General features: G+C 67.7%; 19 protein-coding genes and 1 riboswitch. Of the genes, 10 read left to right on the top strand and 9 right to left on the bottom strand.

What is annotated here, in order from left to right:
• The first annotated feature begins 14 nt into the window (after positions 1-14).
• Positions 15-602 carry an NUDIX hydrolase family protein gene (locus tag E3O32_RS07960; protein WP_134508317.1) on the top strand — a complete coding sequence of 196 codons (588 nt, stop codon included), beginning with the start codon at positions 15-17 and terminating at the stop codon, positions 600-602.
• A 148-nt stretch (positions 603-750) separates the two neighbouring features.
• Here the strand turns inward: E3O32_RS07960 and E3O32_RS07955 are convergent, their stop codons facing one another.
• A complete protein-coding gene (locus E3O32_RS07955) occupies positions 751-1,284 on the bottom strand; it encodes a GNAT family N-acetyltransferase (RefSeq protein ID WP_134508315.1) in 534 nt (177 codons plus the stop codon).
• 564 nt (positions 1,285-1,848) lie between these two features.
• Between E3O32_RS07955 and E3O32_RS07950 the strand changes: the two genes are divergently transcribed.
• A complete protein-coding gene (locus E3O32_RS07950; protein WP_166790803.1) occupies positions 1,849-3,003 on the top strand; it encodes a sialidase family protein in 1,155 nt (384 codons plus the stop codon).
• Positions 3,004-3,148: 145 nt separating this feature from the next.
• Here E3O32_RS07950 and E3O32_RS07945 read toward each other — a convergent pair whose 3' ends face one another.
• From E3O32_RS07945 to E3O32_RS07935, 3 genes are all read right to left on the bottom strand, one after another.
• Positions 3,149-4,699, bottom strand: a complete 1,551-nt coding sequence (locus E3O32_RS07945) for a DEAD/DEAH box helicase (RefSeq protein ID WP_134508312.1) — start codon at positions 4,697-4,699, stop codon at positions 3,149-3,151.
• 267 nt (positions 4,700-4,966) lie between these two features.
• Entirely contained in the window at positions 4,967-5,608 is a 642-nt protein-coding gene (locus E3O32_RS07940; RefSeq protein WP_134508310.1) for a DUF1684 domain-containing protein, read from the bottom strand.
• Positions 5,605-6,204, bottom strand: coding sequence for a hypothetical protein (locus tag E3O32_RS07935; RefSeq protein ID WP_174776496.1), 600 nt, complete (start codon positions 6,202-6,204; stop codon positions 5,605-5,607). The genes E3O32_RS07940 and E3O32_RS07935 overlap by 4 nt, the downstream gene beginning before the upstream one ends.
• A 43-nt stretch (positions 6,205-6,247) precedes the next feature.
• Between E3O32_RS07935 and E3O32_RS07930 the strand changes: the two genes are divergently transcribed.
• From E3O32_RS07930 to E3O32_RS07915, 4 genes are all read left to right on the top strand, one after another.
• Positions 6,248-6,685, top strand: coding sequence for an EVE domain-containing protein (locus tag E3O32_RS07930; RefSeq protein ID WP_134508308.1), 438 nt, complete (start codon positions 6,248-6,250; stop codon positions 6,683-6,685).
• Between the two features lie 109 nt (positions 6,686-6,794).
• Positions 6,795-8,060: a hypothetical protein gene (locus E3O32_RS07925; RefSeq protein WP_134508306.1), complete on the top strand. Its 1,266-nt coding sequence runs from the start codon at positions 6,795-6,797 to the stop codon at positions 8,058-8,060.
• Between the two features lie 53 nt (positions 8,061-8,113).
• On the top strand, positions 8,114-8,701 hold the full coding sequence (locus E3O32_RS07920) for a hypothetical protein (RefSeq protein ID WP_134508304.1): 588 nt from the start codon (positions 8,114-8,116) through the stop codon (positions 8,699-8,701).
• 77 nt (positions 8,702-8,778) lie between these two features.
• Entirely contained in the window at positions 8,779-9,081 is a 303-nt protein-coding gene (locus tag E3O32_RS07915; protein WP_134508303.1) for a DUF427 domain-containing protein, read from the top strand.
• A gap of 195 nt (positions 9,082-9,276) precedes the next feature.
• On the opposite strand, the gene E3O32_RS07910 is transcribed toward E3O32_RS07915, so the two are convergent.
• The 4 genes from E3O32_RS07910 to E3O32_RS07895 all read right to left on the bottom strand — a co-directional run bounded on the left by E3O32_RS07910 (position 9,277) and on the right by E3O32_RS07895 (position 13,028).
• Positions 9,277-9,780, bottom strand: a complete 504-nt coding sequence (locus E3O32_RS07910; protein ID WP_134508301.1) for a SprT-like domain-containing protein — start codon at positions 9,778-9,780, stop codon at positions 9,277-9,279.
• Positions 9,780-10,961, bottom strand: a complete 1,182-nt coding sequence (locus E3O32_RS07905) for a PQQ-dependent sugar dehydrogenase (protein ID WP_134508299.1) — start codon at positions 10,959-10,961, stop codon at positions 9,780-9,782. The genes E3O32_RS07910 and E3O32_RS07905 overlap by 1 nt, the downstream gene beginning before the upstream one ends.
• Before the next feature lie 252 nt (positions 10,962-11,213).
• Positions 11,214-11,873, bottom strand: a complete 660-nt coding sequence (locus E3O32_RS07900; RefSeq protein ID WP_241974703.1) for a YfgM family protein — start codon at positions 11,871-11,873, stop codon at positions 11,214-11,216.
• 285 nt (positions 11,874-12,158) lie between these two features.
• A complete protein-coding gene (locus E3O32_RS07895; protein ID WP_134508297.1) occupies positions 12,159-13,028 on the bottom strand; it encodes a spermidine synthase in 870 nt (289 codons plus the stop codon).
• A 316-nt stretch (positions 13,029-13,344) separates the two neighbouring features.
• On the opposite strand from E3O32_RS07895, the gene rpoB reads away from it, so the two are divergent.
• The 4 genes from rpoB (at position 13,345) to thiC (ending at position 23,439) form a co-directional block, all read left to right on the top strand.
• Positions 13,345-16,839, top strand: coding sequence for a DNA-directed RNA polymerase subunit beta (gene rpoB, locus E3O32_RS07890; protein ID WP_134508295.1), 3,495 nt, complete (start codon positions 13,345-13,347; stop codon positions 16,837-16,839).
• 45 nt (positions 16,840-16,884) lie between these two features.
• Positions 16,885-20,781, top strand: a complete 3,897-nt coding sequence (locus tag E3O32_RS07885) for a DNA-directed RNA polymerase subunit beta' (protein ID WP_134508293.1) — start codon at positions 16,885-16,887, stop codon at positions 20,779-20,781.
• 170 nt (positions 20,782-20,951) lie between these two features.
• The gene (locus E3O32_RS07880) at positions 20,952-21,638 is read left to right on the top strand and encodes a hypothetical protein (RefSeq protein ID WP_134508291.1); all 687 of its coding nucleotides are present in this window, start codon (positions 20,952-20,954) and stop codon (positions 21,636-21,638) included.
• Between the two features lie 47 nt (positions 21,639-21,685).
• A riboswitch (TPP riboswitch) is annotated at positions 21,686-21,793 on the top strand.
• 17 nt (positions 21,794-21,810) lie between these two features.
• Positions 21,811-23,439, top strand: coding sequence for a phosphomethylpyrimidine synthase ThiC (gene thiC, locus E3O32_RS07875; protein ID WP_241974702.1), 1,629 nt, complete (start codon positions 21,811-21,813; stop codon positions 23,437-23,439).
• Between the two features lie 69 nt (positions 23,440-23,508).
• On the opposite strand, the gene E3O32_RS07870 is transcribed toward thiC, so the two are convergent.
• Positions 23,509-23,880, bottom strand: a complete 372-nt coding sequence (locus E3O32_RS07870; RefSeq protein ID WP_241974701.1) for a VOC family protein — start codon at positions 23,878-23,880, stop codon at positions 23,509-23,511.
• Between the last annotated feature and the right edge of the window lie 218 nt (positions 23,881-24,098).

The raw sequence follows: 24,098 nt of genomic DNA, 5'->3' as shown, positions 1-24,098 counted from the left end.
GACAGAATGAACTCATGAGCGTGCGCACCCCTGACCCTGATCCGGACTGGACGCCTGGCCCCGACGGTGTACCGCCGCCGAACGTGAACCCGGGCTGGCTCACCGACATCGAACTGGCGGAGATCCGGCGCCGGCTGCCGATCCTCTACATCGAGGCCGTTCCGGTGCGGGTCGACGGTCTCGGCCAGGTCGTCTCGGTCGGAGTGCTGCTCCGGGCCAGGCCGACCGGCGAGATGACCCGCACGCTCGTCTCCGGCCGCGTCCTCTACGGCGAGACCCTGCGCGACGCGCTGTTCCGCCACCTGGAGAAGGACCTCGGCCCGATGGCGTTCCCGCAGTTGCCGACCAGCCCGGTGCCGGTCACGGTGGCCGAGTACTTCCCGATGCCCGGCATCACCGCGTTCACGGATGACCGCCAGCACGCGGTCTCCATGGTCTACGTCGTGCCGGTCACCGGCACCTGCGACCCGCGCCAGGATGCCCTCGAGCTCACCTGGATGACACCGGCCGAGGCCTCCTCCGAGGCCGTCTCCGCGGAGATGGAGGGCGGCCGCGGCGCTCTCCTGCGGATGGCGCTCGCGTCGGTCGGGCAGCTCCGCTAGCGCGGCGGCAGCGCAGCGCTCCGCTCCGCTCTCGTTCGGGTGGAGAAACTCGCGCCACGCCGGGTTCGCCGGCGAAGGATGCGGCGCGTCGCGAAAAACTCCATCCCTACCGTCCGCGCGCCGCCGGCGCGCGGACCCGCGCGGCGCGTTACCCGGCGGTGGCGAGTGACAGGCGCCGGGCGAGCGACCGGGGCCGCACCAGGCGTACCTCGTGCAACTCCTCGCCGAGGACTTCCTGGTCCTGCTCGTGGCCGTCCGGGGCATAGCCGTTGCGCTTGTAGAACGAGTGGGCCCGGGCGTTCTCGGCGGCGACCCACAGGCACGACGGTCCCTCGTCGATGACGGCGTCGAAGAGCTGCTGGCCGATGCCGGTGCCGTGGTAGGCATCCAGCAGGTAGATGAAATAGAGCTCCGTCGGTGCCGGCTTGTCGGTGTCGCGGGCCGGGCCGCTGCCGGCGAAGCCGACGATCTCGCCGTCGACGAGCGCGGCGACCTGCCGGTACTGCGGCCCCTGTGAGCTGAAACGCCGCCACATCGCGGCCAGGCGGGCGGGCTGGAGCTGCTCGAGAGCGGCGGCGCTGAGCTGGTTGTCGTACGTCTCGTGCCAGCAGGTGGCATGCACGCGGCCGAGGCTCTCGGCATCCGATTCGACGACGGGACGGATGAGCGCTGTGGTGACCATGACCCGAGACTAGCTCAGACGCTCGGCGCCGATTGACGCGGCTGCTCCCCGGCTCGCGCGGTCTAGCGTGGAGCGGCTGAACGGGGTACCGTTCGTCACGTCGAACGGACCGAGTTCAAAGGAGAGCCCCGGATGAATCAGAACAGCGGACCGCGTCATCCCCGGGTCGAGGCCACTCGAAAGCGGGTCCTCGTCGTTCTGGCGTGCGCTATTGCCGTGGCGGGGGTCCCCGCCACCGCTGCCGTTGCCGGCACCCTGGGTGCGAGTCCGCTCGTTCGGGCGAGTTCGATCGGCAGCCCGTTCGCCGGGGCCGACGCTGATGGTCCTCCCTGCAACGGCGTCCCAGGTTCCGCTCAGGTCGGAACCAACTTCCCCGGCACCGAGCTCGAACCGTCTGTTGCGGTCAACCCCGCGAATGAAGACAATCTCGTCGGCGGCTGGCAGCAGGACCGGTGGTCTGACGGTGGTTCCAACGCGACGTACTACGGGTATTCCACCAATGGCGGCGACACCTGGCAACCGTCAAGAACTCAGCCGGCGTTTTCGCGGTGCACAGGAGGCACAGTGGCGAACGGTGGCGATTACGAGCGCTCAACCGACCCCTGGGTCAGCGTTTCACCGGACGGTTCCGCCTATGCCTTCTCGCTCAGCTTCAACCAGACGCTGAGCGGTGAGAACGCGCTTCTGGTCAGCAAGTCGACCGACGGCGGCGCGACCTGGGGTCCGAATGCCGTGCTCAAGCGCGACACGGACCTCAACGTCTTCAACGACAAGAACTCAATCACCGCCGACCCAACCTCCTCCCGCTACGTTTACGCCGTGTGGGACCGGCTCGAGTTCCCCGTTGAACGGGCCTCTCGGGTGGCAGGCGAGCACGCCATCGGCTATCACGGGCCGACGTGGTTCTCACGAACCACGGACGGTGGCGCAACCTGGGAAGCCGCGCGCAAGATCTTCGATCCGGGAACCATCAACCAGACCATCGGCAGCGAGATTGTGGTCACCGGCACCGAGGACCTGGTGAACGGATTTGACCTCATCTACAACTTCAAGAACGCGAAGAAAGTGCGGGGCGACAACGTCGCCATCCAGCGCTCCGCCGACCGGGGGTCGACCTGGTCGGCCCCGACGATCGTCGACAAGCTGAACAGCGTCGGGGTCACTGACCCAACGTTCGGCAGCCCGGTGCGAACGGGCGACATCATCCCGTCCTGGGCGACTGATCCGCGTCCGGGACACCAGGAGGTCTACGCGGCCTGGCAGGACGCCCGCTCCACCGGGAACGCGAGAGACCAGATTGCCTTTGCCAAGTCCACCGACGGCGGCGCAAGCTGGGGCACCGTGTCCTACGCCATCAACACGGTCCACTCCTCGCCGGCATTCACGCCGCGCGTGCACGTCCTGCCCGACGGCAGCATCGGTGTGCTCTACTACGATTTCCGCAATGACGATGCGGGGATTCCGCTGGTCACGAGCACATGGTTGCTGCACTCCCACGACGGTGGCGCCACCTGGCAGGAGACACGGGTGGGTGCCGACTTCGACATGTCGAGCGGAGCCAGGGCCCGCGGATACTTCGCGGGGGACTACGAAGGCCTGACCCACTCGAAGGGTGACTTCCTGACGTTCTTCACCCAGATGAACGGTGCCGGGGCCAACCCGCCCGGCAGCATCTCACCCCGCCCGGCCAGCGATATCTTCGCCTCGCGGGTGGGGTAGGTCGCGGCCCGGATGCACGGAGGTACTGCGGCACGTGCAGCATCCCTGACACCCGGGCTCACCTATGACAACATTGAGCGCGTCCACACCGGCATCGGAACAACCCTGATCAGCCGGCGGTCACCTGCCTCGTGACTCAGTTCGGTTAGCCCTGGGCGCGGCGGGGAGCCGAGCGGCGTGCGCCGCCGGTGGAGCCGGCACCGCGCACGAGGCCGCCGACCTGCAGGCCGCCGGAGCGTCCCGAACCCTGGCCGGTGCGGGCCGCTCCGCCGTTCCCCTGCGGGGAGTGGCTGCGACCGGATGCCGCGGGGCGTCCGGCACGGTCCTGGCGGGCAGAGCCGCCGGCCGCCACGGAGTCGCCGCTGCGGCCGCGGCCGCCGTCACGGCCGCCGCGGGTACCGCTCTCGCGCTCGTCGCGCTTGCGCTGGGCATTGGCGCCCTGCGAGCGTCCGCCGCCCTGTGAACGGCCGCCCTGCGACTGGCGCTGCGGCTGCTCGGCGCGGGGAAGCGGCTTGACGTACTCGGCGACATCGCCGACGAGTGCGGCGACGGCGGGGGAGTCCGCGTTCACGCGCTGCGGGGTCACCTTGATGGCGGCCTTGCGCAGGAGCGCGTCGGTGTCGCGGCGCTGTTCCGGAAGGACCAGCGTGACGACGTCACCGGCGCTGCCGGCGCGGGCGGTCCGGCCCGAGCGGTGCAGGTACGCCTTGTGCTCGGCCGGCGGGTCGACGTGGATGACGAGTTCGATGTCGTCGACGTGCACACCGCGCGCCGCGACATCCGTGGCGACGAGAACGCTCACGTCGCCGGCGCTGAACGCGGCGAGGTTGCGGTCACGGGCCACCTGCGACAGGTTGCCGTGCAGGTCGACGGCGGGGATACCGGCCTCGGTGAGGGCCTTGGCCAGCTTCTTGGCGTGGTGCTTGGTGCGCATGAAGAGGATGCGGCGTCCGGTGCCCGAGGCGAGCTTCTCGATCAGGGCCTTCTTGGATTCGACGCCGTCGACCTCGAAGACGTGGTGGGTCATCGCGGAGACGTGGCTGGTGGCCTCGTCGACGGAGTGCAGAACCTCGTTGTGCAGGAAGCGGCGCACGATCTTGTCCACGCCATTGTCGAGCGTGGCGGAGAACAGCAGGCGCTGGCCGCTGTTCGGCGTCTTGTCGAGGATGCGCGTGACGACGGGCAGGAAGCCCAGGTCGGCCATGTGGTCGGCCTCGTCGAGCACGGTGATCTCGACGGCGTCGAGGCTCACGAAGCCCTGCTTCATGAGGTCCTCGAGGCGGCCGGGGCAGGCCACGACGATGTCGACGCCGGCCTTGAGGGCGGAGACCTGTCGGCCCTGGGAGACGCCGCCGAAGATGGTCGTCGTGTTGAGGCCGTACGCCTCGGCCAGCGGGGTGAGCGCATTGGTGATCTGGGTGGCGAGCTCGCGGGTCGGGGCGAGGATCAGGCCGAGCGGGCGGCCCGGGCGGCGCTTGCCGCCGGACAGCTTGCCGCCGAGGCGGGCGACCATCGGAAGTGCGAAGGCGAGGGTCTTGCCCGAGCCGGTCTTGCCGCGGCCGAGCACGTCGCGGCCGTTCAGGGTGTCGGGCAGGGTGTCGACCTGGATCGGGAAGGGGCTGTCGATTCCCTGCGCCGTGAGAACGGCGACGAGGGGAGCCGGCACGCCGAGCGTGCCAAAGGAAGTTTCAGACAAAGTGGTGCCTTTCGGGCATCAGATTCCTCACGTGGACCGGATTTGCGCAATGGCAATGGCCGGAACCAGGAGGATTCACATGGCGAAGGTGCCGATGGGCACATCCGTTCGCCGTAAGAAGGTTTCATTCGCAAAATCCGGCCGGCCCACGAGTGGGCGGACGGAGAAAGAAAGAAGAGGGCGTTCTACGACGCAGCAAACGCAACTACGCATTCGCAAGCTCCCACTCTAGCGGATGCTGTCAAGCGGCTTCCCAGGAACGGTGCCTCAGTCGTGTTCCGCGCCGGTGTACAGCTCGCCGACAGGCACCTCGACGGCCACGACATTGCCGGCCTGCGGCAGCGGGCAGGCCCACATCGGGTCGTAGGCGCAGGACGGGTTGTAGGCGAAGTTGAAGTCGAGCACGAGGGTGTCGTCGTCGGCGCCCGGACCGAGGTCGGCGCCCTTGACGGTGTCGAGCAGGTAGCGGCCGCCGCCGTACGTTCCGCCGGGCTTGCCGGACAGGCCGTCCTTGACCGGCAGGAAGAGCCCGCCGCCGTAGCTGGCCAGGCGCCACAGGTCGATCGCGCCGAGGTAGGGCAGGCGCACCGTGCCGACGAGGTCGAACGGCACCGTGCCGTCCGTGCCCGTGTCCACCTGGATCCGATACGGCTGCTCGGCTCGGTGGACCTCCACCTCGAACCGCCAGTCGGGGTCGTAGGCGGCGACGGGCAGGCCGGTGAACGCGGACCGGTCGTCGGGCATCAACGGCGACGACGGATGCCCCGCGAACAGGTCGTCGCGGCCGCTGCGCCACAGTTCGTGGCCGGCCGCGGGGTCGTGTGCGCTGAGCTGGCGCACCCCGGCGTAGAGGCCGAACACCCGGCGGCGCCAGTCGGCCACCTGGAGGGCGCCGAGCGTGGTGGTCATTCGGTCACCCCGGAAACGGCGGCGGAATCGGCGCCGGACACCGTGCCGGCCGAGGCGTCGGCCGCTGCGGACGCATCAGGAGAGGCGCCGGCATCGGCCGGCAGGTCGACGCCGAGGTCGAGCCGCCAGGTCGGGGCCAGACGCCGGAGCTGGCGCATCCGCCACTGCCAGAGGGCCCAGAACACGGGCCAGCTGGCGAGGGTGAGCGCACCGGTCCGGAAGATCAGCTGGTCGCGGAACAGGGTCTTCCCCGTGCCGGCCGGGTCGGCGGCGACAGCCATCCGGTGGTCCCAGAGGGTGACCGAGGCGAGCGCGCCGGAGACACCGCGGCCCGTGTCGCGGAGGATGCGCACCCCGTCCCTCCGGGTGGTCTCCATGGTGAGCCGGATCACCTGTTCGCCCATCGGCACGAGGCCGAGCGCGTTCAGGCCGACCGGGTGCTCGCCGGGTTCCCAGACGGTGGGGAACCCGCCTGCCTCGAGCGATTCGGCGCTCACCACGGGCGAACTCACCTCCCGGAAGACGGCGGGGCTGCGCAGGGCGCGCCACGCGGCATCCGGGGAGCAGTCGAGGATCTCTTTCAGCAGTACACGCATGCCCCTAGTCTGTGGCGCATCCTGATGCAGTACAACTGAGAGGGTGGCAATTCGATACTGGCTGGGCGTCGCGCCGCGTGAGCAGGTGCTCCGCGGAGTGTCGATGGGGCTCGCGCAGGCCAATCACGGGTCGCGGGCGGCCCTCGAGGAGATGCGCGAATCCGACGGCGTGGTCTACTACTCGCCGAAGACCGAGTCCGATGGCGAGACCCTGCGCGAGTTCACCGCGATCGGGTGGATCGCCGAGGGTGCCCCGGGCCGAACGGGCCAGGCCGGCCAGGCGGGGTCCGGGTCCTACCGGCCGTGGCGGCACCCGGTCGACTACGACACGGATGCCGTCGCCGCGTCGATCCGCCCGCTGCTCACCGTGCTCGAATTCACCCGCGACGATCCCGACTGGGGCTACCAGCTCCGGCGCGGCCTGATCGAGATCTCGCGGCACGACTACGACCTGATCCGCCGCCAGATGCGGCGCGGCTAGCCGGTCGTCCGACGCCGCATCCGGTGCCCTCCGCGGTGCCGGCGAATGGGCTCAGGATCGGCGGTTTCGTTGCGGAGACCTGGCCCAGGCGTTGGCTAGACTCGCCGGTATGACTGGCGAACTCTGGTGGGTGCCCTCGGCCATCGTTCTCGGGGTGGTCTGCGTCATCGTGGCGCTGCTGGTCGGCCTGGCCCGGCGCCGGGCCAGGGCCCGCGACCTCGCCCTGGCGGCGGCCGCCGCCGAACGTTCCCGTGCCGCCGCGATCGCCCTGGTCCGCGCCGACGACCTGATCGAAGCCAACGCCGACGAACTCGCCTTCGCCCTCGCCCAGTTCGGTGAGGGGGCCACCCGCGACTTCGCCGCCGCGCTCGCCCTGTCCACCCGCCAGCTCAAGGAAGCCTTCGCGCTGCAACAGAAGCTCGACGACGGCATCCCCGACAGCGAGACCGAACGCCGCCGCTGGACCGAGCAGATCGCCCAGCTCGCCGACGAGGCCACCGCCCGGCTCCAGGCCCAGACCCGCGACTTCTCGTCGCGGCGGGGCCTCGAACGGGATGCGCCGCTCTTGCTCGAGAAGCTGCAGCGCCGCCTCGACCGGGTCTCCGACCGCGTCGCCGCGGGGGCGGCCAGCCTCGCCCGCCTCTCCCACACGTACTCGGCGGCCGCGCTCGCCTCGATCAGCGACAACGCCGGCCGCGCCCAGACCGCCCTGGACGAGGCGCGCGCCGCCACGGACGCCGCCGCGGCCCAGCTTGCCGCCGACGCCGCCCGCCCGGTCGGCGATCAGCTCCAGGCGGCCGAGCACGGCCTCTTCCGGGCCGGCAAGCTGCTCGACGCGATCGAGACCGGAGAAGACCGGCTGCACCTCGGCTTCGCCGCCCTCACCCGGGCACTCGACGCTGCCGACGCCGAACTGGCCGAGGCGCGCACGCTGCGCGACGCGCACGAGGAGCCCGACGCGCGCACCGACCTGAACCGTGTCATCGCCGACGCGGACGCGGCGCTGGGCGAGCTGCGCCGGCCGTCCCGCCTCAGCGATCCGGCCGCCGACCTCGCCAGGCTCCGGGAGGCCATGGATGGGCTGGACGTCATCCGTTCGGACGCCCGCAACCGGCAGCTTCGCCTCGACAACGCCCGCGGCGCCCTGTCCGGCGCGCTGCTCGCCGTGCGAAGCCAGCTCACCGTCACCCGCGACTTCATCACCGGGCATCCCGGACGTGTCGGCGCCGAGGCACGCACGCGCCTGACCGAGTCCGAGCGCCAGCTCACCCTCGCGGTGGCCGAGACCGACCCGGTCGCGGCGCTGGACGGAGCCCGTCGGGCGATGACGCTGGCGACGGATGCCGACGCGCTGGCCCGGTTCGACGTCCAATAGCACGGCGCCCGCAGAGTTGCCGTCCGCCGGGCCGTTCCCGATATTCTGATGAGGTGATTGCCGCCGAGCCCCAGCAGAAATACCAGGTCCGTTTCGATGTCGGCCTCGTCGGCTTCCAGGCCCTCGCCGGGCAGGCGGACGTCGTGATCCTGGCCGACGCGCTGCCGCCCACCGGCTACGCTCAGGGCATCCCCACTCCGTTGGCCGCGCACCAGGTCATCCGGGCCGATCTCGGCACGGTCGAGCGCGTCGCCGAATGGGTGCTCGATCGGCAGGCGGAGAAGGGCGACCGGTTCGCCGTCGCGGTGATCGCGGTGGGCGAGCGGCGCAACGACGGCACCGCTCGGTTCGCGGTCGAGGACTTCCTCGTCGCCGGCGCGGTCATCGACGCCCTCGCGGGCCTCGGGATCGACCACGTCTCGCCGGAGGCGGCGGCGGCCGCCGCAAGCTTCACCGGGCTCCGGCAGGCGCTGCGGCACCTGGTCACCGCCTCGGAGACGGCCCTCGCCCTCGTCGCCGACGGGCGGCAGGCCGAGGTGGCGGCCGCGGTCGGCGCGCCGGACCGGGCGACGGTCGAGTCGGACGCCGGCCGTGAATCGGCTGGGATCCCGCTGCTGCGGGAATTCACCTTCCCAGCCTGACGTTTTCCCCAGCACGGCCGGAGCACGGCCTCGGCCGACTGCCGAGACGCCCGGCACCGACCCAAGGAGAAGCTCCCATGAAGGCAGTACTCAACGGCACCGTCCTCGCCGAAGCGCCGCAGGACGACCTGGTCAGGATCGAAGGCAACTGGTACTTCCCGCCGGCGTCGGTGAACGAGGACCTGCTGGTGAAGAGCCCGACCCAGTACACCTGCTCCTGGAAGGGCGAATGCCAGTACTTCAGCGTGAAGAACGACGACGCCCTGCTGCAGGACCGCGCGTTCAGCTATCCCACGCCGTACCCGGCCTCATTCGAGCGGGTCGGCCAGGACTACAGCAACTACGTCGCCTTCTGGAAAGAGGTCACGGTCACCGACTGACCGTCACCGACTGACCGTCACCGACTGACCGTCACCGACTGACGGGTGACCGCTGACGGGTGACGGTTGCCGGTGACAGCCACGGGGTGATGGTCCGGGGGTGTTCGTCACCGGGTGTTCGTCACCGGGTGTTCTGGGGTGTTCGTCCCGGGTGTTCCTCACATGGTGTCCCGGGGCGTTCGTCCCGGGCGTTCGTCACCTCGTGCCTGTGCCCGTGGCTGCCGCCGCGCGGCGCCGTGCCGCCGCCGTGATCTCCCTCCGGTTCCATTTGATCAGGTGCGCGCGGTTGAACCCGCGCCCGCACAGCCCGCAGGCGAACGCCCGGGTGGGTTGCCGGTAGCGGTAGTGGATGTGACCGGCCGGGCACACTCCCACCCACGGAGCGAGTTCGTCGGCGATCTCGCCGTCGTGCGTGCGTTTGCCGTCGTAGCCGAGTCCGCTGGCGACGGCCTTCCACTTCGGCCCGTGCCCGGCGCGCGGGCCGGCCAGGGCGTGCGCGACCTCGTGCAGCAGAATCTGGTGCACCTCGTCGTCGTCGTATCGGGCGGCCAGGTACCGCGACACGGTGATCCGCCGCACCGTGTAATTGCACAGTCCCGCGCGCTTCTTCGCGTTGTCGAAGGCGAAGGTCCAGGTCAGGTCGAGGTGCAGCGCGATGAGGGCGTCGGCCCAGCGCCGCACCCGGTCGAGGTCGGCCATCAGGGAGCCACCCGTACCTGGTACAGCCGGTCGTCGCCGGGAGACGGGTCTCCGCGGCCATCCGTGTTATTGCTCACAAACCACAGTGTGCCATCCGGGCCCGACACCACGTCGCGCAGCCGGCCGAAGCTGTTGACAAACCACGCACTGGTCTCCCCGGTGGAGGGATCGATGCGCCAGATCCGTTCGCCGCGCAGCGCTGCCAGGAAAAGGGTGTCGTTCACGATGGCCAGCCCGCTCGGGCTCGCCTCGCTCGTGCGCCACTGCTCTGCCGGGTCGCGGTAGTCGGGGTTCCCGGCCGCACCCTCCACGACCGGCCAGCCGTAGTTCCCGCCGGGCACGATGAGGTTGAGCTCGTCCCAGGTGTTCTGGCCGAACTCGCTCGCCCAGAGCCGGCCCCGGGAGTCCCAGGCGATGCCCTGCGGATTGCGGTGCCCGAAGGAATAGATGAGCGTGCCGAACGGGTTGCCGGCCGGCACCTGGCCCGTCGGCGTCATCCGCAGGATCTTCCCGCCGAGCGAGCCGAGATCCTGGGCGTTGGCGGTGTTGCCCGCGTCACCGGCCGTGGCGTAGAGCAGGCCGTCGGGTCCGAAGCCGAGCCGGCCGCCGTCGTGGTTGCCGGCCTTGGGGATGCCCGAGAGCACCGGCTCGGCCGAGCCGAGGCCGAGGCCGCCCGGAGTGCCGGACAGCGGCATCCGCACGATCTCGTTGTCGTCGGCGGCCGTGAAGTAGGCGTACACCCAGCCGGTTCCGCCCGGAGCAGCGGCGTCGGCGAGGAACGCGAGGCCGAGCAGGCCGCCCTCGCCGCCGGGGCGCACTCCCGGGACCTTGGCGGCATCCCGCAGGCTGCCGTCGGGAAGGAACTCCCGCACCAGCGCGGTGTCGCGTTCGCTGATCAGGGTGCCGGCAGGCAGGCGCAGGATCGACCAGGGGGCATCCAGCCCCGACGCGATGACCACGGGGTCACCCACCGGATGCACCGGCAACAGCACCGCGTTCGGCGGCACGCTCCGGGAGGGCGTCGGCCGGGCCTGGGCCGGCGTCTCGGTTGCCACGGACGGCCGCGGCGCGCTGGCCGAGCATCCCGCCAGCGCCGCCGCCAGCAGCAGCGCCGCCAGCAGTGCGAGGTTCCGGCGGCCGGTGGGTCGCAAGGTTCGGTCCCGTCCCCGATCGTCGGTCATCTCCTGCCTCGCCTCAGTCGTCTCTCACCAACATTTCGCACCAACCGGGGGCTCCGCACCAGGGGCTCACCCGCCGTGAATCCAGCATGCCCCCGATGCCCCACGTGCGTAACTCCTGCAGATTCGGTGCCCGCAGCCGGACTTCCGCGTGAAACCGGGGGCGGGCATCCCGACCACAGCCGATCTGCAGGAGTTATGCCCGGAGACGGGACGGGACGGGAGAGAACGGGACGGGAGAGCGGATGCCGCGGGCTAGCGGGCCTCGCGCTGCTCGGCGATGAACGACTCCACCACGGCCACGGCGATCAGCGAGCTTTCGAGGTGCTCCGAGGAGGCGCCCGCCTTCTCGCGCAGGAACACGGCGGCCGTGAAGTCGGCCAGGGCGCCATCGAGGTCGCCCTGTTCGAAGTAGACCTTGCCCCGGTTCTCCCGGGCGAACGCGGCGACGCCGGCCCACTCGTGGGTCTCCGACTCCAGCACGCAGTGCGTGAGTTCGGCCGCGGCCTCGTCGAGCTTGCCCTGGAACTGCTGCACCTGGGCGCGACGGATGCGACTGGCTGCGAGCTCTTCCCGCGACCCGGTGAACCGGGCCTGGCGGAGCGCCGTATTGGCGATGTCCCAGGCCTCGTCGAGGCGGCCGGTCAGCCGCAGCAGGGCGACCTTCTCGTTGAGGGCAGACAGGCTGCGCAGTTCGCCGAGTTCGTCGAGACGGAGGCCGGCAGCGCGGAGATCGACTTTTTCACGCAGGGTGACGGCGTCGTAGCCAATGATGATGGGCAGGGTGTGTTCCTGAAACGAGGGCGGCCAGGGCGTGCCGCGGGTGAAAACGGGTCGCCTCCAGAGTAACCCGGACCGGCACCTGCCGCCCCCAGTGCGGGGGCGTTTCGCGCCGGGCTTCCTGCCGGGCCTCACGCCGGGCTTCGCGCCGGACGCCACGCCGAGCCCGCACCGCGCCCCGAAGTGTGTGGCTAACTCAGGAGATCCCGGATGCCGCCGCGCCCCGCCACAGCCATTCCGGCTGTCAGGCCGGGGGCCGGCTCCGGATCTCCTGAGTTAGCCACGCGGAGGCGAGATGTACCGCACGGGGAACAGCGAGGCAACGCCCTCGCCACCGGGTTATTAACAGGGAAGCGCGGTTATCAACAGGGAAGCTGAGTTATCCACAGGGAATGTGGAATCGGAAGGGCCCTGGCCGACTCAGTTGCCGATCTGGAAGACCGTGCGGCCGGGCAGCGGCGACGGGGTGGCCGTCGCATCCGTCGTCGCGAGCGCGCTTGCCATGAACTGGCGCAGCTCCGCCCCCTCGACCACCTTCGACGGGTGCGGGCCGCCGGCGAGCAGCCGCGACACCCAGCTCAGGTCGATCGGCGTGTGGGCGGCCACGAACACGATGTTGCCGAACCGGCGCCCCTTGAGCACCTGGGTCTCGGCGAGCCCGAGCACATGGTCGAACACGGCCGACAGCGTCGCGGCCTGGGCGCGGGCGAAGGCGAGGCCCGGCCCGTCAGCGACGTTGACCACCACGACGCCCCTCGGGCTCAGCAGCGGCGCGGCCAGCTCGTAGAACTCGCGGCTGGTCACGTGCGCGGGGGTGCGCGCCCCGGAGAAGATGTCCACGACGACCAGGTCGACCGAGCCGTGCAACCCGGCGGGCAGCTTGCCGAGCACCTCGCGAGCGTCGCCGTGCCGCACCCGCAGCTGCGCGCGCTTGTCCCAGGGCAGTTCGGCGCGCACGAAGTCGATCAGGTCGCTCTCAAGCTCCACCACCTGCTGCCGGGAGCCGGGCCTGGTCGCCTCGACGTAGCGGGGGAGCGTCAGAGCGCCGGCGCCGAGGTGCACCGCGGTGATCGGCTCGCCGACTTCGCCGATCAGGTCGATCACGTGCCCGATCCGCTGCACGTACTCGAAGAACAACTCGTCGGGGTGGTCGACGTTGACATGGGACTGGGGCGTGCCGTCCACGATCAGGTTGAAACTGCCCGGGGTGAACCGGTCGGGTTCGATCACGGCCAGGTGCCCGCTGAGTTTCAACGTGACCGACGGATGCTGCGCTTCAACCCTGCTCATCCCCCCAGTCTGCGCCCTCCACCAGCCGCGTCTCCGCCCATCCGACCGACACGAAGGTGGGTTATACCTGAGAATTCCGGGAAGGTCAAGATTGAGGTGGACACGGCGTGGGAAAGCGCCTATGCTTGATCTTTGCGCTCCCAGACAAATCTCTGCCTTCATATTGCGGTCGGCTTTGCGTGCTCAAGCCACCTTGAGGCATACCTCGTTTCAGTTATATCAGCGGGTTCAGATATACGGAGGGTCTGTGGAGTTCGTACTCGGTATTCATTACTAACAGTGACTAGACCTGACGGGGTCCACGGAGGTTATTTCCTTGGCTGCTGCGCGCAACGCAACCACCAACTCACCCAAGAACGGACGCGCCGCTGGGCGTCTTTCGTTCGCAAAGATCAGCGACAATCTGACTGTTCCGGATCTGCTTGCTTTGCAGACCGAGAGCTTCGATTGGCTCGTAGGCAACGACAAATGGAAGACCCGTGTCGCGGAAGGCCAGGCGGCCGGCCGTCAGGACATGGCGACTCGCACCGGCCTCGACGAGATCTTCGAAGAGATCTCCCCCATCGAGGACCTGGGCGAAACGATGCAGCTGTCGTTCACCAACCCGGAGCTCGAGCCGGAGAAGTACACGATCGACGAGTGCAAGGAAAAGGGTAAGACCTACTCCGCACCGCTGTACGTGAACGCTGAGTTCATGAACCACCTCACAGGTGAGATCAAGACCCAGACCGTGTTCATGGGCGACTTCCCGCTGATGACCCCCAAGGGCACCTTCGTGATCAACGGCACCGAGCGTGTCGTCGTCTCGCAGCTCGTGCGCTCGCCGGGTGTCTACTTCGACCGCCAGCAGGAGAAGACGTCGGACAAGGACATCTACTCCGCTCGTGTCATCCCGAGCCGTGGTGCCTGGCTCGAATTCGAGATCGACAAGCGCGATCAGGTCGGCGTCCGCATCGACCGCAAGCGCAAGCAGTCCGTGACCGTCTTCCTCAAGGCGCTCGGACTGACCAGCGAAGAGATCCTTGAGGAATTCAAGGGCTTCGCGTCGATCGAGCTCACCCTGGAAAAGGACAACATCCTCACCAAGGAAGAAGCCCTCAAGGACATCTACCGCAAGCTCCGTCCGGGCGAGCAGGTGGCCGCCGAGGCCGCGCGTGCGCTCCTGGACAACTTCTTCTTCAACTCCAAGCGCTACGACCTGGCCAAGGTCGGTCGTTACAAGATCAACCGCAAGCTCGGCCTCGAAGCCCCGCTCAGCGATTCCGTGCTCACCCTGCAGGACATCCTGGCCACGATCAAGTACCTGGTTGCGCTCCACGACAACCAGACCACGATCGCCGGGATCCGCGACGGCAAGCCCACCGACATCCGCATCGACATCGACGACATCGACCACTTCGGCAACCGTCGTATCCGCGCCGTCGGCGAGCTCATCCAGAACCAGGTGCGCACCGGCCTGTCCCGCATGGAGCGCGTCGTCCGCGAGCGGATGACCACGCAGGACATCGAAGCGATCACCCCGCAGACCCTGATCAACGTGCGCCCCGTCGTCGCCGCGATCAAGGAGTTCTTCGGCACGTCGCAGCTCAGCCAGTTCATGGACCAGAACAACCCGCTCGCAGGCCTCACGCACAAGCGTCGGCTCTCCGCGCTGGGCCCGGGTGGTCTGTCCCGTGACCGTGCCGGCGTCGAGGTCCGAGACGTTCACCCCTCGCACTACGGCCGCATGTGCCCGATTGAAACCCCGGAAGGCCCGAACATCGGCCTGATCGGTTCGCTCGCCTCGTTCGCGCGGATCAACGCCTTCGGTTTCATCGAGACCCCGTACCGTCGCGTCGTCGACGGCAAGGTCCTCAACGACCAGATCGACTACCTCACCGCAAGCGAGGAAGACGAGTACATCGTCGCCCAGGCCAACGCGCCGCTCACCAAGGACTCGCACTTCGCCGAGGCCCGCGTGCTCGCCCGCAAGAAGGGTGGAGAGGTTGACCTCTTCCCCGCAGAAGACATCGGCTACATGGATGTCTCGCCCCGCCAGATGGTGTCCGTCGCCACCTCGCTGATCCCGTTCCTCGAGCACGACGATGCGAACCGCGCCCTCATGGGTGCCAACATGCAGCGTCAGGCCGTCCCGCTCCTGATGAGCGAGAGCCCGCTCGTCGGAACCGGCATGGAGGTCTTCGCGGCCATTGACGCCGGTGACGTGCTCACCGCCGACAAGGCCGGCGTCGTCATGGAGGTGTCGGCTGACGTCGTCACCATCCAGCTCGACGAGGGTGGAACCCAGGACTACTACCTGCGCAAGTTCGCGCGCTCCAACCAGGGCACGAGCTACAACCACCGGGTGATCGTCCAGGCCGGCGAGCGGATCGAGGTCGGCGAAGTCATCGCCGACGGCCCCGCCACCGAAAACGGAGAACTCGCTCTCGGCAAGAACCTGCTCGTCGCGTTCATGCCGTGGGAGGGTTACAACTTCGAGGACGCGATCATCCTGAGCCAGAACCTGGTCAAGGACGACACCCTCTCCTCGATTCACATCGAGGAATACGAGGTCGACGCCCGCGACACCAAGCTCGGCAAGGAAGAGATCACCCGCGACCTGCCGAACGTCTCCCCGGATCTGCTCGCAGACCTGGACGAGCGCGGCATCATCCGGATCGGCGCCGAGGTTCGCCCCGGCGACATCCTCGTCGGCAAGGTCACGCCGAAGGGCGAGACCGAGCTTTCCGCCGAGGAACGCCTGCTCCGCGCGATCTTCAACGAGAAGAGCCGCGAAGTTCGCGACACGAGCCTCAAGGTTCCCCACGGTGAGCGCGGCACGATCATCGGCGTCAAGGTCTTCGACTCGCAGGATGGCGACGACGAGCTCGGCTCGGGCGTCAACCAGCGCGTGGCCGTCTTCATCGCCCAGAAGCGCAAGATCACTGAGGGTGACAAGCTCGCCGGCCGTCACGGCAACAAGGGTGTCATTTCCCGCATCCTGCCGATCGAGGACATGCCGTTCCTCGCCGACGGAACCCCGGTCGACATCATCCTCAACCCGCTGGGCATCCCCGGTCGAATGAACTTCGGCCAGGTGCTCGAGACCCACCTGGGTTGGATCGCCAAGCAGGGCTGGCAGGTGGAAGGCAAGCCCAAGTGGGCCGGCCGTCTGCCCGAGCAGGCTCACAGCGCAGCCCCGAACACCAAGGTCGCGACCCCGGTGTTCGACGGCGCGCTCGAGGTCGAGATCGAGGGTCTTCTCGACTCCACGACCCCGACCCGCGACGGCGACCGCCTGATCGGCAGCTCCGGCAAGACCCAGCTGTTCGACGGCCGCTCCGGCGAGCCGTTCCCGAACCCGGTCTCCGTGGGCTACATGTACATCCTGAAGCTGCACCACCTTGTCGACGACAAGATCCACGCCCGTTCCACCGGCCCCTACTCCATGATCACCCAGCAGCCGCTGGGTGGTAAGGCGCAGTTCGGTGGACAGCGTTTCGGTGAGATGGAGGTGTGGGCGCTCGAAGCATACGGCGCCGCCTACGCACTGCAGGAACTCCTGACCATCAAGTCGGATGACATCCTCGGCCGCGTGAAGGTGTACGAGGCGATCGTCAAGGGCGAGAACATCCAGGAGCCCGGCATTCCGGAGAGCTTCAAGGTTCTGATCAAGGAAATGCAGTCGCTGTGCCTGAACGTCGAGGTTCTCTCGTCCGACGGAACAGCAGTCAGCCTGCGCGACACGGATGACGAGGTCTTCCGCGCAGCGGAGGAACTGGGCATCAACATTTCCACCAGGTTTGAGTCGTCGTCCATCGACGACATCTAAGCCCGGCCACTGACGAAAACTTCGAAAACTTTCCAAGGAGAGAAATTGCTCGACGTAACAACATTTGACGAGCTTCGCATTGGCCTGGCCACCGCCGACGACATCCGTCGCTGGTCGCACGGTGAGGTCAAGAAGCCCGAAACCATCAACTACCGCACGCTCAAGCCGGAAAAGGACGGCCTGTTCGGAGAGCAGATCTTCGGACCGTCCCGCGACTGGGAGTGCTCCTGTGGCAAGTACAAGCGAGTGCGCTTCAAAGGCATCGTCTGTGAGCGCTGTGGCGTAGAGGTCACGAAGTCGTCGGTGCGCCGTGAGCGCATGGGCCACATCGAACTCGCCGCCCCGGTCACCCACATCTGGTACTTCAAGGGTGTCCCCTCCCGTCTCGGCTACCTGCTGGACATGGCTCCGAAGGACCTCGAAAAGGTCATCTACTTCGCGGCGTACATGGTCATCACGGTCGACGAAGACGGCCGCCACCAGGACATGCCCGGCCTCGAGAACGAGCTGCGCCTCGAAATCAAGACCATCGAGGGCCAGCGCGATTCCCGGATCGCCGACCGCCTGCAGCGCCTCGAAACCGACCTCGCAGCACTGGAGGCCGAAGGCGCCAAGAGCGACCAGAAGAAGCGCACCAAGGACGCCGCCGAAAAGGAGATGAGCCAGGTCCGCAAGTCCCTCGACGAGCAGATCGCTCACCTCGAGCGTGTGTGGGAGGACTTCCGCACTCTCAAGGTCGGCGACCTCAAGCCTGAGGACTCGGTCTTCCACGAGCTGCAGGACCGCTTCGGCATGTACTTCGAGGCCTACATGGGCGCCGAAGCCATCAAGAAACGCCTGCTGGCCTTCGACCTGGTCACCGAGAGCGAAAACCTGCACCTGCAGATCGCCGAGGGCAAGGGCCAGAAGAAGATCCGTGCGATCAAGCGTCTCCGCGTGGTCAACGCGTTCATCATGACCGGCAACTCGCCGGCCGCCATGGTGCTCGACGTCGTCCCGGTCATCCCGCCCGAACTGCGCCCGATGGTGCAACTCGACGGTGGCCGTTTCGCAACGAGCGACCTCAACGACCTCTACCGTCGTGTGATCAACCGCAACAACCGCCTGCGTCGTCTGCTTGACCTCGGTGCCCCCGAGATCATTGTGAACAACGAGAAGCGGATGCTGCAGGAGGCCGTTGACGCGCTCTTCGACAACGGTCGTCGTGGCCGCCCCGTCACGGGCACCGGAAACCGCGCCCTCAAGTCACTGAGCGACATGCTCAAGGGCAAGCAGGGTCGTTTCCGCCAGAACCTGCTCGGCAAGCGCGTCGACTACTCCGGCCGTTCGGTCATCGTCGTCGGCCCGCAGCTCAAGCTGCACCAGTGTGGTCTGCCCAAGCAGATGGCACTCGAGCTGTTCAAGCCGTTCGTGATCAAGCGCCTGATCGACCTGAGCCACGCTCAGAACATCAAGGCCGCCAAGCGCATGGTCGAGCGCAGCCGTCCGCAGGTCTGGGACGTGCTCGAGGAGATCATCCGCGAGCGTCCGGTGCTGCTCAACCGTGCACCGACGCTTCACCGCCTCGGCATCCAGGCGTTCGAACCGCAGCTCGTCGAGGGTAAGGCCATCCAGCTGCACCCGCTCGTCTGTGCCGCGTTCAACGCCGACTTCGACGGTGACCAGATGGCTGTGCACCTGCCGCTGTCGATGGAGGCCCAGGCCGAAGCGCGCATCCTCATGCTCGCCTCGAACAACATCCTGAAGCCGTCAGACGGTCGCCCGGTGACCCTGCCCACCCAGGACATGATCATCGGTCTGCACCACCTGACCACGCTCAAGGAAGGCGTCATCGGCGAGGGGCGCGCGTTCTCCTCTGTCGCGGAAGCGATCCTCGCTTTCGACCAGAAGTCGCTCGACCTGAACGCCAAGGTGCGCATCCGCCTGACCGACAAGTACTTCGAAGAGGGCACGCAGCCTGAAGGCGTCGAACTGGTGGGCGGTCAGGCCGTCGGCACCGTGCTGGTGACCACGTCCCTCGGACGCGCCATCTTCAACGAGGCCATGCCGGTCGACTACGCGTACTTCGAGAAGGTCGCCGACAAGGGCACCCTCTCGGCGATCGTCAACGACCTCGCCGAGCGGTACCCCAAGGTGGAAGTGGCCGCAACGCTCGACCGCGTGAAGGATGCCGGTTTCTACTGGGCAACCCGCTCCGGTGTGACCGTGGCGCTCAGTGACATCCTGACCCCGCCGAACAAGCCGCAGATCGTTGCCGGCTACGAGAAGCAGGCCGCCAAGGTGCAGTCGCAGTTCGAGAAGGGTCTCACGACCGACCTCGAGCGTCGCCAGGAGCTCATCCAGATCTGGACGAAGGCAACGGAAGACGTTGCCAAGGCCATGCAGGAGAACTTCCCCAAGGACAACACCATCAACCGCATGGTCACGTCCGGTGCTCGTGGTAACTGGCTGCAGGTGCGAAACATCGCCGGCATGCGAGGCCTGGTGAACAACCCGAAGGGTGAGATCATCCCTCGCCCGATCATCTCGAGCTACCGCGAAGGCCTGTCCGTCGCCGAGTACTTCATTGCTACTCACGGTGCTCGCAAGGGTCTGGCCGACACCGCTCTCCGTACCGCCGACTCGGGTTACCTCACCCGTCGTCTCGTGGACGTCTCGCAGGATGTCATCATCCGCGAAGACGACTGCGGGACGACCAAGGGCCTCGAGCTGCCGATCGCCGAGATCAACCCGCTCGGAGAACTCGTTCGCCACCCCAACGTGGAGAACGCGGTCTACGCCCGCAGCCTGGCCGCACCCGCGGTCAACGCCAAGGGCGAGGTTGTCGCGGAGGCCGGTGACGACGTGGGCGATGTGCTCATCGAGAAGCTGGTCGAGGCCGGCGTCGAGACCATCAAGGTTCGCTCGGTGCTCACCTGTGAGTCCGCCGTCGGTGTGTGTGCGGTCTGCTACGGCCGTTCGCTCGCGACCGGCCTGCTCGTGGACATCGGAGAGGCCGTCGGCATCATCGCCGCGCAGTCGATCGGTGAGCCCGGCACGCAGCTGACCATGCGTACCTTCCACACCGGTGGTTCGGCATCCGCCGACGACATCACCCAGGGTCTGCCGCGCGTCCAGGAGCTCTTCGAGGCTCGTACCCCTAAGGGTGCGTCGCCCATCGTCGACACCGCGGGCCGCATCACGATCGAGGACACCGACCGCAGCCGGAAGGTCATCCTGACCCCCGACAACGGCGACGAGCCGATCGCCTACCCGGTGCTCAAGCGCTCCACCCTCCTTGTCGAGGATGGCCAGCACGTCGAGCTCGGCACGCAGATCATCATCGGCGCCGTCGACCCGAAGGAAGTTCTTCGCGTCAAGGGTGTTCGCGCTGTGCAGAAGCACATCGTCGGTGGCGTGCAGGATGTCTACCGTTCGCAGGGTGTGCCGATTCACGACAAGCACATCGAGGTCATCGTTCGCCAGATGCTTCGCAAGGTCACCGTCGTCGAGCACGGCGACACCGGCCTGCTCCCCGGCGAGCTGGTCGACCGGCTCAAGTACAACGAGCTGAACCGCACCGCGCTCACCGAGGGCAAGAAGACGGCTTCGGCTCGTCAGGAAGTCATGGGTATCACCAAGGCTTCGCTGGCCACCGAGTCGTGGCTGTCGGCCGCTTCCTTCCAGGAAACCACCCGGGTTCTGACCCAGGCGGCCATGGAAGGCAAGAGCGATCCGCTGATGGGCCTCAAGGAGAACGTGATCATCGGAAAGCTGATCCCGGCCGGCACCGGTCTTCCCCGCTACCGCGACGTCACTGTCGAGGCAACGGATGAAGCCAAGGCTGAGCGTTACCCGAACCGCATCTTCACCGATGATGCGACGTTCAACGAGGGTGACCTGAGCTTCGTCGACTTCGACAGCTTCTCGTCGGACGACTTCACGCCCGGCACCTACAACTAGCATTCGCTAGGTACGACGGATGGCCCCCTGCTTCGGCAGGGGGCCATCCGTCGTTGAGCCCCGGTGATTTCGACGAGCCCAATGGCCGATCATCGGACCCGCCCGGTGATCGAGCCTGTCGAGACCACCGTGCCCGATAGGCTGGCCCCAATCTGCCAGGGGGTTCGCCAATGACCGCACCAGCTCCGTCCGCTCCACCGCGCGCCCGGCGCCGGCTCTGGTTCCTGCTCGGCGCTATCGGCTCGGCGCTGGTCGTGACCCTCGTCGTGCTGCTCATCGTCTGGCGCGGCGGCGCCGGCCTGCCCGGTGACGCTGCCGCGGGCGCCCGCCCCCAACCGAGCAAGACCCCGGCGCCGGTGGCCCTGGCCGCGGCGCCTGCCCCGGCGGCCACCCCGGCCGGGCCGCATCCGTCGACCTGCGGCGAACTCTACAGCCCGGCGATGGTGGCGGCATTCGGCACGGCGGTGCTCAACCCGGCCTGGACCGAAGCGGCGGACTCCGAAGTGCGGCACGGCACAGCGGATGCCGAACTCAGCACGGTCATCGACACGGCCGACAAGCTCACCTGCGTCTGGGGAAACCCGAAGGGCGGCTCCGACAGCGGGCTCACCACGAACCTGGTCTGGGTCACCGCGGAGCAGAGCGCGGCCGTGAAGGCGCGCCTCGCCGCCGCCGGGATGACCTGTTACGAGGAGCTCGGCGGGCTGCGCTGCGTCACCGAGACCAGCGGGGATGCCGGCACCTCCGGTGAGTCGCACTTCGTCCGGGACGGGATCTGGCTGGCGACCCACTACGTCAACTCGGGCCCCGACGGTTACACCCACGACATCATCGCCAACGTCTGGGCCGGGGCGTAGCCGGACAGTTCGCCGGCGTCCGATTCGCGGATAGGGTGGTGGAGTCAACACATCACCACGGGAGCTCGCACCAGCGAGCTGAGAGGACGGCCGGGGCCGTCGACCGTTGAACCTGTCCGGGTAATGCCGGCGTAGGGAGATCTGCCGAATGAGCACGAACGACGCTATAGCCATGTCCACTGTCACCACAGGAGCCGTCTGGGGCAGCACGAAGAGGCACGAATCAGTTCCCGGATTCCCGGGAATGGCCACCCCGGTTCGCCGGGTGAACCTGAGCAACGGAGAGCACTTCGATCTCTACGACACGTCGGGCCCGTACACCGACGAGAGCGCGGAAATCGACCTGGACGCGGGTCTGGCGAAGACCAGGGACCGCTGGATCCGGCCGGCGCCCATCGACGGGGCGGCCACCCAGCTCGTCTGGGCGCGAGCCGGACTCGTCACTCCGGAAATGGCATACGAGGCAGCCAGGGAAGGCCTACCGGTCGAACTTGTGCGAGATGAGGTCGCTCGCGGCCGCGCCGTCATCCCGGCGAACCACCGGCACCCGGAGAGCGAGCCGATGATCATCGGCAAGGCATTTGCGGTCAAGATCAACGCCAACATCGGCAACTCCGCGGTCACGTCGTCGGTCGGGGAAGAGGTGGAGAAGATGGTGTGGGCCGCCCGGTGGGGAGCGGACACTCTGATGGACCTGTCCACCGGCAAGGACATCCACCTCACCCGGGAATGGGTCCTCCGCAACTCGCCCATTCCCGTCGGCACGGTGCCGATTTACCAGGCACTGGAGAAGGTCAACGGCGACCCGACGGCGCTCACCTGGGAGCTCTACCGCGACACGGTGATCGAGCAGTGCGAACAGGGCGTCGACTACATGACCGTGCACGCCGGGGTTCTGCTCCGGTATGTGCCGCTCACGGCCAAGCGCGTCACCGGGATCGTGTCCCGCGGCGGGTCCATCATGGCGGCCTGGTGCCTCGCCCACCACAAGGAAAGCTTCCTCTATACGCACTTCGTCGAGCTCTGTGAGATCCTGCGCCGCTATGACGTGACCTTCTCGCTCGGTGACGGACTTCGGCCCGGGTCCATCGCCGACGCGAACGACGAGGCACAGTTCGCCGAACTGCGCACCCTGGGCGAGCTGACGAAGGTCGCCAAGTCCTACGGCGTGCAGGTGATGATCGAAGGCCCCGGTCATGTGCCGATGCACAAGATCGTCGAGAACGTCCGGCTCGAGGAGGAACTCTGCGAAGAGGCTCCCTTTTACACGCTGGGTCCGCTCGCCACCGACATCGCCCCGGCCTACGACCACATCACCTCCGCGATCGGCGCGGCCATCATCGCCCAGGCCGGCACCGCCATGCTCTGTTACGTGACGCCCAAGGAACATCTCGGTTTGCCGAACCGCGACGATGTCAAGACCGGAGTGATCACCTACAAGATCGCCGCCCATGCCGCAGATCTGGCCAAGCAGCATCCGAGGGCACAGCAACGTGACGACGCGCTCAGCCTGGCCCGGTTCGAATTCCGGTGGAATGACCAGTTCGCGTTGTCACTCGACCCGGACACCGCCCGCAGCTTCCACGACGAAACGCTCCCCGCCGAGCCGGCGAAGACGGCGCACTTCTGCTCCATGTGTGGGCCGAAATTCTGCTCAATGCGCATTTCAGCGGATGTTCGTGCTTACGCCGAAGAGAACGGCCTCACCAGCGCGGCAGCCATCGAGTCGGGTATGGCCGAGAAATCGGCCGAATTCACCCGCTTGGGCAACTCCGTGTACCTCCCGTTGCGCGCACTCTGACATTGCCTTGCCGTCCGCGCCTGGATGGTGCCGAAGCGCCATCCAGGCGGCCGGTCGGGCCGGTTGACGTCAGAGCATCTCGGAGACGCAGATGAAGTTGCCCTCGGTGTCGCGGAACCAGGCGGACTTCATCTCGTCCGTAGTCGCGACCCCGTTGACGGTCTTCATGCCGGGAATGTCGTAGTCCTCGAAGACCACTCCGCGGGCCCGCAACCTCGTCATCTCACTGTCGAGATCGTCGGTCACCCAACCCATCTGGGTGTTCTTGGCGGTTCCGGCATTGCTCGTCTCATAGATTTCAAAGGCCTGGCCGGAATCCAGGCGGTAGACGAGAACGCCCTGATGAACCTCGGCAGGGTCGAGGTCGAGAGCGTCGTGATAGAAGGACTGCGCGCGCTTGAGATCTGCCGCGGGCAATACCGTGTGTACTTCCTTGAACATGTGAGAATCCCTTCTCATCGATGAAGGAACGGGCCGAACAGGAAGAGCGCCGTGGGGCCCCAGCCGCGGACCCACGCCGTCTCGGCCGACCGCTGGCGCCTGCTTCCGAGTGGGAGTGCCGGCCGCGGTGGCGACGAACGCAGTGGCGGACTGGAACTCCTCGTCCCCCGACCGGGCTTTCCTCGGATCGGTGGGCGGTGACTATCGCATATAGAGGT

Origin of the sequence: Cryobacterium mannosilyticum, from assembly GCF_004402705.1 — a bacterium.
GTDB lineage: Bacteria > Actinomycetota > Actinomycetes > Actinomycetales > Microbacteriaceae > Cryobacterium > Cryobacterium mannosilyticum.
Note: the sequence above shows the minus strand (reverse complement) of the source record. Positions and strands in the feature narration are given on the sequence as shown.